This is a genomic window from Bradyrhizobium sp. B120, assembly GCF_049075665.1.
Classification (GTDB): domain Bacteria; phylum Pseudomonadota; class Alphaproteobacteria; order Rhizobiales; family Xanthobacteraceae; genus Bradyrhizobium.
In genome coordinates this window covers 913,438-929,376 of sequence record NZ_CP185242.1, presented here as the reverse complement: position 1 = coordinate 929,376, position 15,939 = coordinate 913,438, and the positions used below count along the sequence as shown (strand labels likewise).

The following is a 15,939-nucleotide window of genomic DNA, read 5'->3' as shown; positions in this document are numbered from 1 at the left end:
TGGATTCAACGCACGAGGCCGAAGAAGGTTCCCCCCAAGAAGGAGCTGGATCTATTTGCGCAGGCTCGCCCAGACGCCGCCGAGGATCAAAAGACCGCCAACTAGGTGGATCAGTGTCGGCGGCTCGCCAAGGATGATCCAGGACAGCAGCGCGCTTGCGATCGGCGCGACGTAGAGGACGAGCGACGTCCGTACCGAGCCGAACCGTGCGCCGAGCCAGGCGAAGCCGGCATAGGCGGCGAGGCCCGGCGCGAGGCCGGCGAAGACATAGGCCTCGAACGCCCGGGCGTTGAACACCGCTGCCGGCGTCGTCCACATCTCCTGAAGCGCCGGCGGCAGCGAGCACAGCGCGCCGGCCGCCGAGAACAGGCTGACCCGCGCCAGCAGCGAGGCGCGCGGCGCGACGCGCGATTGCACCAGCGTGTAGCCGGACCAGCCGAGCATCGCGCACACCACCAGGAGATCGCCCCAGGCCGCGCTCGATTGCGTCAGGTTTTCCAGATGCCCGCCCGAGACGATCAAAAGCGCACCGGCGAGCGCCAGCGCCGTGCCCAGCCATTGCAGCGGACCGATATGCTCGATGCCGAGCGCGGCCGAGATCAACAGCACCATGATCGGCGACAGCGCGAAGATCAGCGCGATATGGATCGCGGTGGTGGTGATGCCGGCGATGTAGACCGGGCCGCCGCACAGGAACATGCCGAGGAAGCCCGCGGCGAGGATCGGCCAGAAATTCTGCGCCAGCGGGATCTTGCCGTCCCGGATTGCCGCGATCGCAAACGGCGCGAGGCCGATGGCGATGATGCTCCAGCGGAAGAAGGCCAACGAGAACGGCGGCACCGAGCCGGCCAGGCCGCGCGCCAGCACCTGATTGGAGGCCTGCCCGACCGCGACCAGGATGAACCCGGTCAGCGCGACCGCGTCCTCCCAGCCCGTGGCCGGGCGGCTGACCTCACCTTTCGGCAGCTCCGCATCCATGACACCGCCCCCTCAGCCGGCGCACGTTCACCTAGCACGGCCCGTCAGCGCGCCACGTTCCGCGGCACGCCCGCGCTATTGCTCCGCCGCCTCGCGCTCCATGTCGCGGCCGGACATGTCCTCGCCCTGCATGTTGGCGTATTCGCGCGCCATCTCGCGCATCAGGAATTTGGCCGGGACGTCGTGATAGGTGCCGTGATCGTTGACGTACTGCATGTAGGCGCGCCCCGCCCCGTCGAACGGATGCAGCAGCGCATCCGAATGGCCGTCGAAATCGAGCGGCTTGACGCCGAGCTTGGCGCACAGCGTGTCGTTGAAGGTCGGGGTCGCCTTGCGCCAGGCGCCGTCGACGAACACTTCGGTGAAGCCGTGCCAGGTGAACAGGTCCGAGCCCATGCTCTGGCGCAGCTTCTCGGTGGTGAGATGGTTGCGGACATCGGCGAAGCCGACCCGCGCCGGGATGCCGTGGACCCGGCAGGCGGCGGCATAAAGCGCCGCCTTGCCGACGCAGTAGCCATTGCCGGCGGCGAGCACGCTGGAGGCCCGGTAGCTCTCGGGCGAGCGCATGCTGACATAGGGGTTGTAGCGGATGCCGTCGCGTACCGCGGTGTAGAGCCGGCTCGCGATGTCGCGCACGCTGGCGTCGGCCGGGACGGCGGCGCGGGCGAACGCCTCGACGGCGGGATGGTCGCTGTCGACATATTCGCCTGGGTCGGTGTAGAGGCGGCTGATCGTATCGGGGAGATGCTCGGTCATGGCGCAACCTTAGCAAGCCATAGGCGCAGTTCAATGCAGCCGATGCAGCCTTCTCGCAGCCCTGCCCCGCTTAGTTCCTGAAGCGTTCGTCCCACTGCGGCGGCGGGTAGCTGCGCCGCTTCGCCTTGAAATATTCGCGTGCGAAATGGATGCCGATCCCGATCAGGAACGGCGGCGCGAGCGCGGCGGCGATCATCAGCGCGGTGATCGACTTCGGCGTCAGGATGTCCAGCACCATCGACGCCAGCAGCCACAGCGTGGCAGCAATCACCGCGACGTCGACATGCTTCATTCCCCAGTCTTTCCCTTGGTCCCTAAGCTCGATCCGGGTTCCATCCTACCGGCTGGCCCCGGGCACGCCAAGGATTCCGGCGGCAGAGGATACCTCCACTTCTTCACTTTTTTGGAACGGCGCCCACGCGGACCAGACGACCAACCCGCACGCCGGCCGCCATCCCACTGATTGGCGCCTGCGCGACTAGCATACCCGTTCGTCTATTCGACCCGTCATCCCCGCGCAAAGGCTTCGCCTTTGTCGCTGGAGGTGCGAGCCTTGCGGCGCAATTGCGCCGCTGGGCGAGCCTCGAAGGGTCGACGGCCACCAGCCGGGCCGGGCATCCTTCGAGACGCGCGTTCCGCGCTCCTCCAGCGACAAAGGCAAAGCCTTTGCGCGGGGATGACGGAAAGGGGAGCGCGTCGTTGACCGGCTAAGCCGCGAACGCCCGCACCAGCAGCAGGCCGGCGAACAGCGCGAGGATCGAGAGCGCAACGGAGGCCGCGATGTAGGCAGCGGCCGGCCATAGCTCGCCCCGCTGCATCAGCACGATCGCATCGAGCGAGAAGGTCGAGAAGGTGGTGAAGCCGCCGCAGATGCCGACGGTGAGAAACACCCGCACCGCCTGGCTGACATTCCAGGTCAGCGCGAAGGACTCCGCGAAGACGCCGATCAGGAACGAGCCCACGATATTGATCACCAGCGTGCCCCATGGAAAATCGGTGCCGACCAGGCGCCCCGCGCCGATCGCCACCAGATAGCGCGCGACCGATCCCAGCGAACCGCCGATCGCGACCGCCGCCAACAATTGAGCGTTCAATGCTCCACCTTTCCGCCCTGCCACTCGGCGATGCCTGTCACAAGCCCAACAACGAAGGTCGCGGCGACCAGCTCGCCCGGGGCGCCGACCAATAGGGCGACGACACCGACGAGCCAGATCGACCCGACCAGCGACAATGCGATTGAGAGTGAACCAGGAAGACCCATCATGCTCTGCCCCTTCTCATTCGCGGGGCGCGCGCTGCGGATCGGCGGTGGCGCATGCTCCTACCGACGCTGTCGCGCCCGGTAGGAGTCATCAGCCTTGCGGCGGTTATCGGGGGACTCCATCCCCATCAAGGCAGGGATGGTAGGCAAACGGAGCAGCGGGAGCAAGTGGGCGTCCCGCGCCGGTGCTGGTTCACTCGCTCATCGACAGCATCGTGTTCAGTTCGACGGCGGTCCGCAGCTGCTCGATGCGCGCGGCGATCTGCTCGCGCTTGGCGCCGCGCGGCAATTCCGCGAGCTGGCGCTCGAGCCGCATCCGGTGTTCTTCGAGGCGCTGCTCGAAGGTGTGGGGCTCAGATCGCTTCCGCTTCTGAATCGTCTTCTGCATCACTCACCCTTGGCGGTTGCAGACCGGGATGGTTGGCCCAGCGGTCCAGTTGATCGATCACCCGTGCGTGGCTCGGGCGCCGCGGTTCCGGCGCTTCCGGCTCCTCGGATAGTTTGCGGGGCAGCTTGACGTGGTTGGTCATGGCATCACTCCCGCCAGACAACGGAGAGGCAGCCGGATCGTTCCGCTAGTTTCTCGTGTAAGCCATTGATTTTATTTGATTAACTTACTCAATCGACGTTTTTATCTCAAGCTGTGGAACCCACCGCGAATTGGTTCGTTTAGCAAATTACTCAACTAACTAATTCTGGGCGATTTGCGATGAATGAGCTTCGCGCTGAACGTCTTCAAGTCATGCTTTCTCCTGAAGAATTATCGGCTCTCGACGATTTCCGCTTCAAGCATCGCATGCCGACCCGCGCCGCGGCGGTGCGCGAGCTGCTCAGGCTCGGTCTGGCCGGCAACGGCGTCGATGGAGGGGCCGGGGTGAAGTCGAGCGAGTATGGGGTGTTTAACCGGGGGCCGGATGGGCACACCCTAGGCGACGCGCCGCAAGAGGAGTGACGGCGCGTTGGCGCTGATGCGGCGGTTCAGCCGGCGACGAAGAGGTCCACGACCGCTTTCAGCGTGCAGACCACAAGCGCCGAGGTGAACATCGCCGTACCGAGATCTGCGAGATAAAGCAGCTGCGCCTTCTGCTCCGCATCAAGCCGCGCGATCGCCTTGCGCATGGCCAAGCTCCCTTTTTCAGGAGAACGCGTCGCGTGAACGTCGGTTCCCTCGGCCGCCTCCTCACGCCCGCTGCAGCGCCAGCGTCACACCGCCAAGCGTCAGCGCCATCGCGCCGATCTCACGCAGCCCCAAGGCCTCGCCGAGGATGATCGCAGCCGAAATCACGCCGATGACCGGCACCAGCAGCATGCCTGTCGACGCCGACGTCGGCGGCAGGCGGCGCAGCGTCTCGAACCAGGTGAGATAGCAGATGCCCATCGGCATCAGCGTCATATAGGCGAAGCAACCGAGGCCGAACGGCGTGATCGCCGTGTAATTCGGGTGCTCGAACAGAACGCCGAGCAGCAGCATCACGAGACAGCCGATGCCGACCTGCCAGGCAACCACCGCGAGCGGCGGCATCGGCAGCGGCTTGCGGTTCAGCACGTTGCCGAGCGCGAACAGGATGGCGCAGGCAAGCGCAAGCGCGATGCCGGTGAGCTTGTCGGCGCTGAACGCAAAGCCGCCTCCGCCGAGCAGGAGCGCAACCCCGGCGACGCCGAGCACCAGCGCCGCCAGGTCACGCAGCGTCGGGCGGCTGTGCAGCACCGGCCAGGCGAACAGCATCGCCCAGATCGGCATGGTGTAGGCGAGGAGCGCGCCCTCACCGACCGTGACGAATTTCATCGCGATGGTGCCAAAGCCCATCCAGGCGAAGACATTGGTGAAGGAGGCGAACAACAGCCGCGGGACCGCCTCGCGCGGCACCGCGAGCGACTGGCCGCGGGCCAGCGCCAGCGTGCCCAGGATCACCGCCGCGCAGGTGCCCGCCAGCCCGCGGGCGAACAGCGGCGGCCATTGCTGCAGCAACAGCTTCATCAGCGGCCAGTTCAAGGCCCAGCCGAAGGCCGTCACCACCAGGCAGAGAAAGCCGATCGACCTGTCGCGTTGCGCCTTGTCCATCGGCCGCGCTTAGCAGGCGGAGGCACGCGATTCCACTTCGCAGCGCGCATGCCGCATCGGCGTGTACCTTCGGATACCATTCCGTCAGGCAAAGGTGCCGATCGAGACGCGCGGCCAGCCCTCGCTTTTCCGCGCGGCGGCAAGCTTGCTGGTCCAGGCATCGATCAGGCTTGCGATCAGCAGACGGCCGGTGCCGCGCATGTCGGGCAGTTTCATGGTCGGCGTGCCGAGCGTAAGCGCGACCACGCCGTGCACGGCCGCAAGCAGCGCAGTTGCGAGCCGCGGCGGCAGGCCGGATGCCGGCTCGGCGCCTTGCGCCGCGAGATACTCCCGCACCGAGATCACGAACAGCTCGTAGCTGCGGCGCGCGATCTCGGTCTCGCCGAAATAGACGCCGTCGGGAAAACGGCGGTCCTCGACCGTGCCGGACATCGAGAACAGCGAACGGAAGTGATCGGGATTGTCGGCCCAATAGTCGAGATAGGTTTCCATCACCCGCCGCAGCCGCGCATCGCTGTCGGCGGTCTGCGCGCGGACCCGTTCGAGCTGTTCGGCAACCGCCTCGAGATTCTGCTGCTTCACTGCGAGCAGCAGCAGCAGCTTGGTCGGATAATATTTCAGGACGGTGCCCTTCGAATAGCCGATCGCGTCGGCGATCTTCTGGATCGAGACGGTCTCGAGCGTGCCGGCGGCGAACTCCTTGCGCGCGGTCTCGAGGATCAACGCCTTCAGCGCCTCCTTGTCGGCCTCCTGACGCGCCCTGCGCTGAAAGCGCCGCGCACCCTTGCTGGATCGCTCCTCGATCGACATGGCCGTCTCCTAGAGCACTTTCGGTTCTGATTGAATCAGAACCGAAGCTCTAGCTTCTCGTTTTGACGCGTTTTCTTCACGCGAACCGGTGCCCACTTCGCTCGAAAACGCTCTAGAGCCTTTTCCGCCCCGATGGAATCGAAACCAGGCTCCCCCTTGCCATAGCCCAGTTAATTGACTATGGTCAATTAACTGATCATGAAACGGGAGGATGCAATGAGCGCCCTTGCGAGCCCCCTCGCCGGAGAAATCGTCCGCAGCGATTTCGATCCGTTCAGCCCTGCGACACGGGCCGATCCCTACGGCACCTATGCGGAGCTGCGTGCCGCGGCGCCGGTCGTTCGCCTGACCAGATATGACATCTGGGCGGTGCCGCGCTTTGCCGAGGTCAAGACGATCTTCGGAGACCAAGTCAATTTCAGCAATGCCGGCGGCGCCGGGCTTGCGAACCACTTCAAGGAAACGCCGTGGCGGCCGCCGAGCATCGTGCTGGAAGCCGATCCGCCGCTGCATACGCGGACCCGCGCGGTGCTGGCGCGGATCCTCTCGCCCGGCGCGATGCGGCGGCTCGCCGATGATTTCAAGGCCACGGCGACGCGGCTGATCGACGGGCTGGTCGAGCGCGGATCGTTCGATGCGATCAAGGACATCGCCGAGGTGTTTCCGGTCAGCGTGTTTCCTGACGCGCTCGGCATCGACCAGGAGGGCCGCGAGAACTTCCTGACCTATGGCGCGATGGTGTTCGCCGGCTTCGGGCCCGAGAACGACTATTTTCGCGACCTGATGAAAGAGGCGCCGCGCGTGCTGCCCTGGGTGGCGGCGCGCTGCCGGCGCGAGGCGCTGCGGCCGGGCAGTTTTGGTGCGCAGGTCTACGAGGCGGCCGACAGCGGCGAGATCAGCGCGGAGGAAGCTCCGCTGCTGGTGCGTTCGCTGCTCTCGGCCGGGCTCGACACCACGATCAGCGCGATCGGCATGGCACTGTACACGCTCGCGCGCCATCCGGAGCAATGGGCATTGCTGGCGGCCGACCCGTCGTTAGCGCGCGCGGCGTTCGACGAGACGCTGCGCTTCGATTCACCGGCGCCGTTCGTATTCCGCACCACGCCGCACGACACCGAAATCGCGGGCGTTGCGATCGGCAAGCATGAGAAGGTGCTGCTGCTGCTCGCCTCCGCCAACCGCGACGCGACGCGCTGGGAGCATCCCGACCAGTTCGACATCAGACGGCGGCTGTCCGGACACATGGGCTTCGGCGTCGGCATCCACGGCTGTGTCGGCCAGATGGTGGCGCGGCTGGAGGCGGAGGCCGTGATCGCAGCGCTCGCCAGCCGCGTGAAGCAGTTCGACATTGCGGGTCCCACAGCCTTCCGCGACAGTTCGGGCCTGCGCGCGCTCAGCACGATGCCGGTGCACGTCACCCGCAAATAGCTTCGACATCGCGCGCGACGCAGCCTTGCTCAAGAAAAAGCCGGCGTACCTCTCGGTACGCCGGCTTGCACTTTGCCCTCTTGCGTAAACTAAACTCAGGTCATGCCGACGCCGCGCGCGGCGTGCGGTTGCGCGAGTTGCGCTGGAAGAACAGCGCCTGGCTCGCCACCGCCGACACCATCGCCGGCTGGAACGGTTTTGAGATCAGGAACGCCGGCTCAGGCCGCTCGCCGGTCAGGAAGCGCTCGGGATAGGCCGTGATGAACACCACCGGCACCTCGAAGGTGCGCAGCAGCTCATTGACCGCATCGAGGCCGGACGAGCCGTCGGCGAGCTGGATGTCGGCGAGGATCAGGCCGGGCTTCTTGTTCTTGGCGAGCGCCACCGCATCGGAATGCGTGCGCGCGACGCCGATGACGTTGTGGCCGAGATTCTTCACCAGGCTCTCGAGGTCCATGGCGATGAAGGTCTCGTCCTCGATGATCAGGACATCGGTGGCGATCTCGGCGGCCATCTCGCGGCCGGCGGCATCGGTCAGCTTGCGGGTCTCGGCGATGTCGGTGCCGAGAATGTAGCCGACCTCCTCCTCCGAGAAGCCTTCCAGCGACAGCAGCAGGAAGGCCTGCCGAGGCAGCGGCGTAATGTTGGAGAGCCGGCGCTCCGGCGGCAGCGAGAGCGTCGCCACGTCGGCATTGTCGTTGTTGTTCACCGACACCGAATTCCAGATCTGGGTGAACAGCCGAAACAGGCCGGCGCGCGGACCGTGGCTCTGGTCCAGCAATGATCCGTCCTGCAACAGGGCCTCGAGCATGGCCCCGACATAGGCGTCCCCGGACGCCTGGTTTCCGGTCAGTGCGCGCGCATAACGGCGCAGCAGCGGAAGGTGTTCGGCAACGATCTGTGATCGGGACATTCCCACTCCATCCTTGTTCGTGAGGCCAACCGGCCTGAAACCCGTACTCTGGGGCGGCGTACCATTTTGGGGCGCCCCAGGTTCCCCTGCATGCCCGACTACGCGCGAGCGCCAAAAAAGTTCCACGAAATAGTTCCAGCCTTCCGGAACTTTCTGCGCAACTTTGCATTAGCTCCTGACCGACGAGGCAACGCGGCCAGCCTCTTTTTTCGAGGAATCGACTTGAAAATCAGAGACTTCACTCCCGGGGAAGCGTGGATCACATCATGAAGGAAGTAAAGAAGCAGGGCGGTCTCAACGCCGAGATTCAATCGAGAATCGGCCACCAGCTTCGCGCCATGTACGACGACGTGGTGCGGCAGGGGGTGCCCGACCGCTTTGCGGAGCTGATCCGCAAACTCGACGGACCCGAGGCTGCCGCGGCGGCTGTGGCCGGGGGCGATACTGACAAGAACAATGGAGGGGACTAATGCCTCTCACGAATGAACTTCGCGACGACATCCTGGCGTCGGTCCCGAGCCTGCGCGCGTTCGCGATCTCGCTGTCCGGTAATGGTGACCGCGCCGACGATCTGGTGCAGGAGACCCTGCTGCGCGCGATCGCCAATATCGACTCGTTCCAGCCCGGCTCGAACCTGCCCGCGTGGTTGTTCACCATCCTGCGCAACCTGTTTCGCTCCGACTACCGGAAGCGGCGGCGCGAGGTGGAGGATGCCGAGGGCAACTATGCCAAGACGCTGAAGAGCCAGCCGTCGCAGACAGCGCATCTGGAGTTCGAGGAATTCCGTGCTGCGCTCGAAAAGCTGCCGCAGGACCAGCGCGAGGCGCTGATCCTGGTTGGCGCCTCAGGCTTCTCCTACGAGGATGCCGCGGCGATCTGCGGCTGCGCGGTCGGCACCATCAAGAGCCGCGTCAACCGCGCGCGATCGAAGCTCTCCGCGCTGCTCTATGTCGATAGCGCCGAGGATTTCGGTCCCGACAACACCGTGCGCGCCGTGATCGGCGGCAATGGCGGCTAGCCAGGCGCGATGCTAGAATTGGAAGGGCGGCCCCGATCGGGCCGCCTTTTTCATTCGGCGATGGTCCATAACGGTATCGCGCAGCATGACCAGGAAGACGTTTGAAGCCACCATCGTCCTGGAAGGCAGCGCCTGCTTCATACCGGTGACGTTCGATCCGAAAGTTGTTTTCGGGAAGGTTCGCGCTCCGGTCCTCGTCACGCTGAACGGCTACACCTATCGAAGCACCATCGCCTCGATGGGCGGGCAGGTCTGCATTCCCTTGCGAGGGAGCAACCGCGAGGCGGCGGGCCTAAAGGGCGGCGAGACATTACAGGTCACGCTCGAACTCGATGCCGAGAAACGCACTGTCGACATCCCGCCAGACCTGGACGAGGCACTCACCCCCGCTGCGCGAGCCCGCTGGGATCAGCTGAGCTACACGCACCAGCGAGAACAGGTCGAGGCGATCAACGAAGCCAAAAAGCCGGAGACGCGCGCACGCCGGATCGAGCAGACTGTCGCCCGTCTCGATCGACCGTCGTCAGGTTAGAGCTTCCGCCGCGTTGCGCGACGGTCGCGCCGTCAGCCCGCCATCGCCTGCTTGACGGCAGTCGGCTTGAAGCCGTTTCTCAATTCGAGGATCTTGCCCGCGATCTCGGTCACCGGCACCGGATGACTGAACAGGAAGCCCTGGGCCTCGTTGCAGCCTTCGGCGCGCATGTGGTCCAGCTGTTCGACGGTCTCGATGCCTTCGGCTATCGTGGTCATGCCGAGGCTTCTGCCAAGGCTGATGACGGCGCGCACGATCGATTTCGATCCATGCGTCGCGGTCGCGTCGCGCACGAAGGATTTGTCGATCTTGAGCTTGTCGAAGGGGAAACTGCGCAGATAGCTCAGCGACGAATAACCGGTGCCGAAATCGTCCAGCGCGATGCGCAGTCCCAGCGCCTTCAGCTTGTGCAGCGTTGCAAGCGTCTCGCTGCTGTTCGCAAGGAAGACCGATTCGGTGATTTCGAGCTCCAGCCGGCGCGGCGACAATTTCGACGCCGTGAGCGCGTTGACGACGACGTCGATGAAGTCGGGGTCGCGAAACTGGACCGCGGAGACGTTGACCGCGAGCTTCATCTCGCTGGGCCAGGTGACGGCCTGCTCGCAGGCGCGATTGAGCACCCATTCTCCCAACGGGCCGATCAGGCCGATCTCTTCGGCGATCGGGATGAACTGGTCCGGCGCCACCATTCCGCGCTTCGGGTGATGCCAGCGCAGCAGCGCCTCGAAGCCGCAGATGCGGTCGAGATGGAGATCGTAAAGCGGCTGGTAGTACAACGAGAACTCGTCCTTGGCCATCGCCTCGCGGAGATCGAGCTCGATCGCCCGGCGCCGCTGCAGGCTGGCGTCCATCGCCGGCTCGAAGAAGCGCCAGGTACCCCGGCCTTCCATCTTGGCGCGGTACAGAGCGACGTCGGCGTTCTTCAGGAGCTTCTCTCCGGTGCTGCCGTCGACCGGCGACATTGAAATGCCGACGCTGCAGCCGACCACGACGCGATGCCCGTTCAGCTCGTACGGAGCGCCGACGCATTCCACGATGCGGCGGGCGAGGCGCTCGGCCTCCTCTCCGGCCTGGACGCCACACTGGATGACCGCGAACTCGTCGCCGCCCAGGCGCGCGACGGTGTCGACCTCGCGGACGCAGGCGTTGAGGCGGTCGGCGACCGCACACAGCAATTCGTCGCCGACAGGATGCCCGAGCGTATCGTTGACCTGCTTGAAATTATCGAGATCGAGGCAGAACACCGCGAAGCCGGATCCACGGCCGACCTGAGCGACCGCCAGCTCGATCCGTTCGGCCAACAACGTCCGGTTCGGCAGCCGGGTCAGGGCATCGTGCCGGGCCATGAACGCGATCTGCGACTCGGCCCGCTGCTGTTCGGTGACGTCCTCGCAGGTGACGAGCCAGCCGCCGTCGGATGTCGGCCGTTGCGCGATGGCAATGATCCGTCCGTCGCTGAGATGCTGCAGATAGTTGCCCTCGTGCTGGGCCATCGATCGATCGCGTTCCGCCAGCAGGTCGGCGACGGTCTGGTCACCGTGATTGTCGGCGGCGACGCTGAGGCCGAGCACGTCCTCCATGGTCATTCCGGGAACGACGAGCTCCGGCGAAATATCGAAGATCTCGCAGAACCTGCGGTTGGCGACCTGCAGCCGCGCCTCGCTGTTGTACAGGCACAGCCCTTGCGACATGTGCGTGAGCGCCGCGTCGAGCCGCAGATTGGTTTCATGCAGCTCGGCCTTCTGCTGCTTCAACGCGGAGATGTCGCTGTAGACGAGAACGACGCCGCCCTCCTGCGTCTCGCTGCGGCTGACACGCAGCCAGCGCCCGTCGGAAAGCTGCGCCTCGCTCGCGAAGCCATCGAAGTCACCGTCGGCCGGCGCCAGGCTGGGCGCATCGAGCCGATCCGACTGCAGAAGCTGCGGCGAGAGACGGATGAATTCGCTGGCGCGCGAGTTGGCCAGCGCGATCTGGCCATCCGCATCGAGCAGCACGACACCTTCGTGCGACGTTTCGAGTGCATCGGAAAGCCGCGCCTGCGCGGAGCGGCGTTGCGACACTTCCTGATCGACCATCCGCCTGATGTTGTCGCGCATGGTTTCCATGGCGGTCAGCAGCGTGCCGAGCTCGTCGGTGCCGCCCTTGGGGACGGTCGCGTCGAGGTCGCCGCCGGCGATGCTCCGCGCAGCCCGCGATGCAATGGCGACAGGCCCGATGATCCGGCGTGCCAACAACCATGAGAACAGCGCCGACAGGAACAGTGCAACGGTCAGCCCGGCGACGTTGAGCTGCAGATCCCGCTTGATCGTCGAGAGCGCCTTTTGCCGGAACAGAAAGCCGTCGCCGGCGGTATAGTTGACCAAGAGCTCGACCTGCTGGCTGACGATCTTGGAGTAGCGATCGACATCGCCGACCGTCGTCCCCGATGCATGCGGCTCAGCCGCCGAATTCCCCTCGAGCGACGATCCGATCGCCCGGCGATGCAGCGCCATCCAGGCGTCGGCGGCTTCCTGAACCTTTGCCGCGGCTTGCGCGGCGCGCGAGGACTGCGAGCGGTCGGCGGCGATCGTCAGGTCTTCCGAGAGCGTCTTGGCGAGCTTTTCGATCTGGCTGTCGAGGCTGGCGCGAATTTCCGGATCCGTGGTCAAGAGACGCTGCGACGACGCGACCCGCATTGTGGCGAAGTCCGCACCGGCCGCGCGGGCGTAGTTGATCGACATCAGGGATTCGTCGAACGTCTTGGCCACCAGATCGCCGGCATGGCGGATGCCAAGGATGGAGTATCCGCCGAGCGCGACGGCAACGGCGCTCATCGCGACGCAAAAAATCAGAATCTGGGTGCGGATCGAACCCGTGGTCAGGGCAAGACGCGACAGGCCGCCGGTCGCGAGCCGAAAGGCTGCACCGCTCTTGACCTTGAGATTGCCTAATAGGCTATCCATACCCGCGTTTCGCCGTAGTGCTCGATGTTCAAGCTACGCAGAAACGCGCAGCGCTTGCGGAAAAATGACTGTCTGCTCAAAATTGCTTTAGTAGTGACTGCAACTCATGCTGAAATCGTTAAGATCAGCTGGCGATAATCACCCTTACAGGTAATGCGGGACGCATCATTTGCACGCCAGAGTAGCCGGTGTCGGAATTCCAAGCGGGGGTCTCATGCAGTCAGGCTTGTTGCGCATCCTGCGCCTCGGCCGGTCCGGAGGCGCGCCTTTAGTGGCCGCGATTGTCACGGGAGCGCTGGCCGGCGCCGCTCTGGGTGCGGCGCCTTACGTCATTTCGCAGAAGGATCGCGAATTCAAGCCCGCAGAGATCTCGATCAAACGCGGCGAGATTTTACGATTCATTAACGATGACGGCGAACTGCTGCATCACGCTTATTTGAGCACCGATACGTTCAGTTTCGACTCGGGCGACCAGCAGCCGGGCAGCAAGTTCGACGTCACCTTTTCCGTGCCCGGCGACTACACCGTGCTGTGCGGTATTCATCCGAAGATGAAGCTTGCCGTCCACGTCGCCAAATAGTCCCCTCGGGGATCAACGATCTACAGAACCGAGGTCTTGAAGATCGCGGCGTGGCCGAAATAGTAGACGAACAGCGTCAGCGACAGCGCGGCGACAAGCGCGACCGGGGCAAGCCACGCCGCGCGACGATCGCGCGGCAACACCTTGTTGTCGGCGAGAATCGCAAACAACACGGCGATGATCGCCGAGTGTCCGATGGTGTCGATCTTGCCGAATTCGAAGCACGCGCTGATGAACATCCCGGTCAGCACGGCGGCGGCGCAGCGCCGGATCAGCGGCGTCCAGATCAGGGCAAAGGCGAGCGTGAATTCCACCATGCCCGCGGCGCGCATGTAGAACTCATTGTCGAAGCCGAGGGTCATCCCGGTATGCTCGATCAGGAGCGGAAAGCTCCATTCCGGATAGGCCCATTTTTCGATCGAGGCCCACATCAGCGTCACCGCCGCGGCGTACCGCATCACGTCGATCGGGCGGATTCCGAACAGATCCTTGTTCAGCCCGATCAGCGCAAAATAGGCGGCAACGCCGAGAAAAATCGGGTAGTCGGCGAGATGGAAGACGCCGTAACCGCGAACGCCGATGCCGAACAGGATCGCCATCCCCACGGCCGACAGCGGCAGCGTGCGCCGCGACAGCATGCCGGCGGCGATGGCGAGTTGCAACGCGCCCACCAGCGGTGACGACGTCTTCAACTCGGGGGTCAGCAGGATCCCGCCCACGGCCCAGATCGAGATGAAGAAGAACGCGCAGACCGCGCGCATCATCAGTTCGGTGTGCAGCCGAAGTGCCTCGGTAATGCGGTCCAGCACGCGAATGGTCGCATCGCCCAGCGATGTCGGCTCGATCAGGCAGCCCGCAAACAGCCAGAAGACGGCGACACCGAGCAGCAGTTCAAAATCGAGGCAAAGGACATTCTCGAGTCCGCGGGGCTGACCGGCGACATCGTAAGCGCAAAACCATTTGACATGTGCCTCGGCACTGCGCGCGGCTACGACGCAAAACAAAACCGCTGCAAGGCACGTGGCGAAAAAGGAGCGCACAGCCGACGCGGCATCTCGCTCCCGCCCATTAAACATTGAACCAACCGCCCACACACACACATACGCTTAAGGACTTGTTTAACTTATATCAAATTTTACGCTTTGCGCCTGCCTCTGGACATCCGCTGGTTGCATTGTGGTTAATTGCGGCAGGCAGACCCCAACCCGTCCCTCATTGCATCTTTTCCGGGCGGTTCCATCGAATTTTAGCTAATTCCGGCACGGGCGCTCAATTCAACTGTCGTAGTGAAACCCGGACAAATCGGATCGGGAGGCCGGTTAAATGTTCGGAGTGTTGAGCGTCGTGAGTATCGGGGTGGGGTCAGCCCTCGCCTATGTGACAAAATCGTCCCCGTCGCGCACGGCGGCCCTCGAGACCTGCGCGGGCGCGTTCCTGGTCGTCGGGCTCGGCCTGCTTGGGGCCGCACTGCCGCACCTCGCCTGACAAGCCCCCGTTCCAGACCCTCTGCTGCGCTCAGCGCGGCAATTTGGGTATCCCCGCCACCGGCGGGGCCGTGGCGGTCAGGCTTTGCAGGAAGGCGATGAGGTCCTTCTTCTCGCCTGCCGTCAGAGACAACGGCTTGATGTCGGGCGACCGGCTCGGCCGCTCGATCCCGCCCTTGTTGTAGAGCTCGATGACATCTTCCAGCGTTGCGACCGATCCGTCGTGCATGTAGGGCGCACGGCGCGCGACGTCGCGCAATGTCGGGGTCTTGAACGCATATTTCAGCTTCGCCGAGGTCGGAAAGTAACGTCCGCGCCCGATGTCGTGGCCCTTGGCGGTGCCGATATCCTGGAAGGACCCGTCGGAGAAGGACGGGCCACTGTGGCAGGACGAACAGCGTCCCTTGCCGTTGAAAAGCTCAAAGCCGCGCTGGGCCGTTGCGCTGATCGCGTTCGCGTCGCCCTTGATCCAGCGGTCGAACGGGGCTTCGCCGGCAACGATCGAGCGCTCGAAGGTCGCCAGCGACTGCTCGATCCTCGGCCGCGTGATCGCGCCGTCGCCGAACGCGTGGGTGAAGGCATCGACATAGCCGGGGATCGCCGCGAGACGCGCGATCAATTCCGGCTCGGTCATATTCAGGTTCATCGGGCTCAGAATCGGTCCGAACGCAACGGATTCCAGATCCTTGAACTTGCCGTCCCATCCCAGCGGCTCGAAGAAGGCCACATCGATCAGCGTCGGCGAGCGGATCGGCAAGCCTTTCGGATCCTCACCGATGGCGCGCGGCAGGCCGTCGCCCCATGACAGGCTCGGCTTGTGGCAGCTCGCGCAGGAATGCGTCTTGGACCGCGACAGCAGCGGATCGAAGAACAGCATCTGCCCAAGCGCGGATTTCGCCTCCGAATAGGGATTGCTGCTCGGGAAGGGAACGACGTCGGGCCGGCGATAGCTGGCTCGAATTGTCGCAGGGTCGCGCGGCGCCGTCGCCGGGGTCAAGGCAAGCGACAGCCCGACAGGCAAAACTGCCGCGAGCAAGGTCAGGCTGACCCAAAGCCTCATGGGGGTCCTCAGACGGTATCCTGCTCGGTATATGCCCAAGCATGTTCAACGAAGTTTTAACACTCGGTTGCGGGCTATTACGGATGCCGGATTTCGACCCAGATGACCTTAGCGT

General features: G+C 64.5%; 21 protein-coding genes and 1 riboswitch. Of the genes, 7 read left to right on the top strand and 14 right to left on the bottom strand.

The window, feature by feature from the left end:
• Nucleotides 1-51: 51 nt before the first annotated feature.
• From ACOIX3_RS04345 to ACOIX3_RS04315, 7 genes are all read right to left on the bottom strand, one after another.
• On the bottom strand, nucleotides 52-978 hold the full coding sequence (locus ACOIX3_RS04345) for a DMT family transporter (RefSeq protein WP_420968545.1): 927 nt from the start codon (nucleotides 976-978) through the stop codon (nucleotides 52-54).
• A 75-nt stretch (nucleotides 979-1,053) separates the two neighbouring features.
• Nucleotides 1,054-1,734, bottom strand: coding sequence for a transglutaminase-like domain-containing protein (locus tag ACOIX3_RS04340; protein WP_420968544.1), 681 nt, complete (start codon nucleotides 1,732-1,734; stop codon nucleotides 1,054-1,056).
• Nucleotides 1,735-1,804: 70 nt separating this feature from the next.
• Nucleotides 1,805-2,026, bottom strand: coding sequence for a hypothetical protein (locus tag ACOIX3_RS04335; protein WP_342724787.1), 222 nt, complete (start codon nucleotides 2,024-2,026; stop codon nucleotides 1,805-1,807).
• Nucleotides 2,027-2,441: 415 nt separating this feature from the next.
• Nucleotides 2,442-2,828, bottom strand: a complete 387-nt coding sequence (gene crcB / locus ACOIX3_RS04330; protein ID WP_420968543.1) for a fluoride efflux transporter CrcB — start codon at nucleotides 2,826-2,828, stop codon at nucleotides 2,442-2,444.
• Nucleotides 2,825-2,998 (bottom strand): hypothetical protein, encoded by a 174-nt coding sequence (locus tag ACOIX3_RS04325; RefSeq protein ID WP_420968542.1) that lies wholly within the window; start codon nucleotides 2,996-2,998, stop codon nucleotides 2,825-2,827. The genes crcB and ACOIX3_RS04325 overlap by 4 nt, the downstream gene beginning before the upstream one ends.
• Before the next feature lie 72 nt (nucleotides 2,999-3,070).
• A riboswitch (Fluoride riboswitch) is annotated at nucleotides 3,071-3,131 on the bottom strand.
• A 57-nt stretch (nucleotides 3,132-3,188) separates the two neighbouring features.
• Nucleotides 3,189-3,311, bottom strand: a complete 123-nt coding sequence (locus tag ACOIX3_RS04320) for a hypothetical protein (protein WP_420968541.1) — start codon at nucleotides 3,309-3,311, stop codon at nucleotides 3,189-3,191.
• 37 nt (nucleotides 3,312-3,348) lie between these two features.
• Nucleotides 3,349-3,525, bottom strand: a complete 177-nt coding sequence (locus ACOIX3_RS04315; protein WP_420968540.1) for a hypothetical protein — start codon at nucleotides 3,523-3,525, stop codon at nucleotides 3,349-3,351.
• A gap of 179 nt (nucleotides 3,526-3,704) precedes the next feature.
• Between ACOIX3_RS04315 and ACOIX3_RS04310 the strand changes: the two genes are divergently transcribed.
• Nucleotides 3,705-3,947, top strand: a complete 243-nt coding sequence (locus ACOIX3_RS04310) for a hypothetical protein (RefSeq protein WP_420968539.1) — start codon at nucleotides 3,705-3,707, stop codon at nucleotides 3,945-3,947.
• Nucleotides 3,948-3,973: 26 nt separating this feature from the next.
• Here ACOIX3_RS04310 and ACOIX3_RS04305 read toward each other — a convergent pair whose 3' ends face one another.
• From ACOIX3_RS04305 to ACOIX3_RS04295, 3 genes are all read right to left on the bottom strand, one after another.
• Entirely contained in the window at nucleotides 3,974-4,114 is a 141-nt protein-coding gene (locus tag ACOIX3_RS04305; RefSeq protein ID WP_173643732.1) for a hypothetical protein, read from the bottom strand.
• Nucleotides 4,115-4,175: 61 nt separating this feature from the next.
• Nucleotides 4,176-5,057, bottom strand: a complete 882-nt coding sequence (locus ACOIX3_RS04300) for a DMT family transporter (RefSeq protein ID WP_420968538.1) — start codon at nucleotides 5,055-5,057, stop codon at nucleotides 4,176-4,178.
• 84 nt (nucleotides 5,058-5,141) lie between these two features.
• Entirely contained in the window at nucleotides 5,142-5,867 is a 726-nt protein-coding gene (locus tag ACOIX3_RS04295; RefSeq protein ID WP_420968537.1) for a TetR/AcrR family transcriptional regulator, read from the bottom strand.
• Nucleotides 5,868-6,083: 216 nt separating this feature from the next.
• Between ACOIX3_RS04295 and ACOIX3_RS04290 the strand changes: the two genes are divergently transcribed.
• Complete coding sequence (locus ACOIX3_RS04290) at nucleotides 6,084-7,295, top strand: cytochrome P450 (RefSeq protein ID WP_420968536.1); 1,212 nt, start codon at nucleotides 6,084-6,086, stop codon at nucleotides 7,293-7,295.
• Nucleotides 7,296-7,395: 100 nt separating this feature from the next.
• On the opposite strand, the gene ACOIX3_RS04285 is transcribed toward ACOIX3_RS04290, so the two are convergent.
• Entirely contained in the window at nucleotides 7,396-8,208 is an 813-nt protein-coding gene (locus ACOIX3_RS04285; protein ID WP_212314214.1) for a response regulator, read from the bottom strand.
• Between the two features lie 266 nt (nucleotides 8,209-8,474).
• Between ACOIX3_RS04285 and ACOIX3_RS04280 the strand changes: the two genes are divergently transcribed.
• The 3 genes from ACOIX3_RS04280 to ACOIX3_RS04270 all read left to right on the top strand — a co-directional run bounded on the left by ACOIX3_RS04280 (nucleotide 8,475) and on the right by ACOIX3_RS04270 (nucleotide 9,758).
• On the top strand, nucleotides 8,475-8,678 hold the full coding sequence (locus ACOIX3_RS04280; RefSeq protein WP_018269610.1) for a NepR family anti-sigma factor: 204 nt from the start codon (nucleotides 8,475-8,477) through the stop codon (nucleotides 8,676-8,678).
• Nucleotides 8,678-9,226 carry a sigma-70 family RNA polymerase sigma factor gene (locus ACOIX3_RS04275; RefSeq protein WP_092118964.1) on the top strand — a complete coding sequence of 183 codons (549 nt, stop codon included), beginning with the start codon at nucleotides 8,678-8,680 and terminating at the stop codon, nucleotides 9,224-9,226. Before ACOIX3_RS04280 ends, ACOIX3_RS04275 begins: the two co-directional genes overlap by 1 nt.
• Before the next feature lie 85 nt (nucleotides 9,227-9,311).
• Nucleotides 9,312-9,758: a YdeI/OmpD-associated family protein gene (locus tag ACOIX3_RS04270; RefSeq protein WP_420968535.1), complete on the top strand. Its 447-nt coding sequence runs from the start codon at nucleotides 9,312-9,314 to the stop codon at nucleotides 9,756-9,758.
• A 32-nt stretch (nucleotides 9,759-9,790) separates the two neighbouring features.
• Here the strand turns inward: ACOIX3_RS04270 and ACOIX3_RS04265 are convergent, their stop codons facing one another.
• Nucleotides 9,791-12,700, bottom strand: a complete 2,910-nt coding sequence (locus tag ACOIX3_RS04265) for an EAL domain-containing protein (protein WP_420968533.1) — start codon at nucleotides 12,698-12,700, stop codon at nucleotides 9,791-9,793.
• A gap of 214 nt (nucleotides 12,701-12,914) precedes the next feature.
• Here ACOIX3_RS04265 and ACOIX3_RS04260 point away from each other — a divergent pair, with 214 nt between their 5' ends.
• The gene (locus ACOIX3_RS04260; protein ID WP_092118973.1) at nucleotides 12,915-13,280 is read left to right on the top strand and encodes a methylamine utilization protein; all 366 of its coding nucleotides are present in this window, start codon (nucleotides 12,915-12,917) and stop codon (nucleotides 13,278-13,280) included.
• A gap of 20 nt (nucleotides 13,281-13,300) precedes the next feature.
• On the opposite strand, the gene ACOIX3_RS04255 is transcribed toward ACOIX3_RS04260, so the two are convergent.
• The gene (locus tag ACOIX3_RS04255; RefSeq protein WP_420968532.1) at nucleotides 13,301-14,284 is read right to left on the bottom strand and encodes a hypothetical protein; all 984 of its coding nucleotides are present in this window, start codon (nucleotides 14,282-14,284) and stop codon (nucleotides 13,301-13,303) included.
• Between the two features lie 352 nt (nucleotides 14,285-14,636).
• Here ACOIX3_RS04255 and ACOIX3_RS04250 point away from each other — a divergent pair, with 352 nt between their 5' ends.
• On the top strand, nucleotides 14,637-14,765 hold the full coding sequence (locus ACOIX3_RS04250; protein ID WP_275949075.1) for a hypothetical protein: 129 nt from the start codon (nucleotides 14,637-14,639) through the stop codon (nucleotides 14,763-14,765).
• A 30-nt stretch (nucleotides 14,766-14,795) separates the two neighbouring features.
• Here ACOIX3_RS04250 and ACOIX3_RS04245 read toward each other — a convergent pair whose 3' ends face one another.
• On the bottom strand, nucleotides 14,796-15,824 hold the full coding sequence (locus ACOIX3_RS04245) for a cytochrome-c peroxidase (protein WP_420968531.1): 1,029 nt from the start codon (nucleotides 15,822-15,824) through the stop codon (nucleotides 14,796-14,798).
• Between the last annotated feature and the right edge of the window lie 115 nt (nucleotides 15,825-15,939).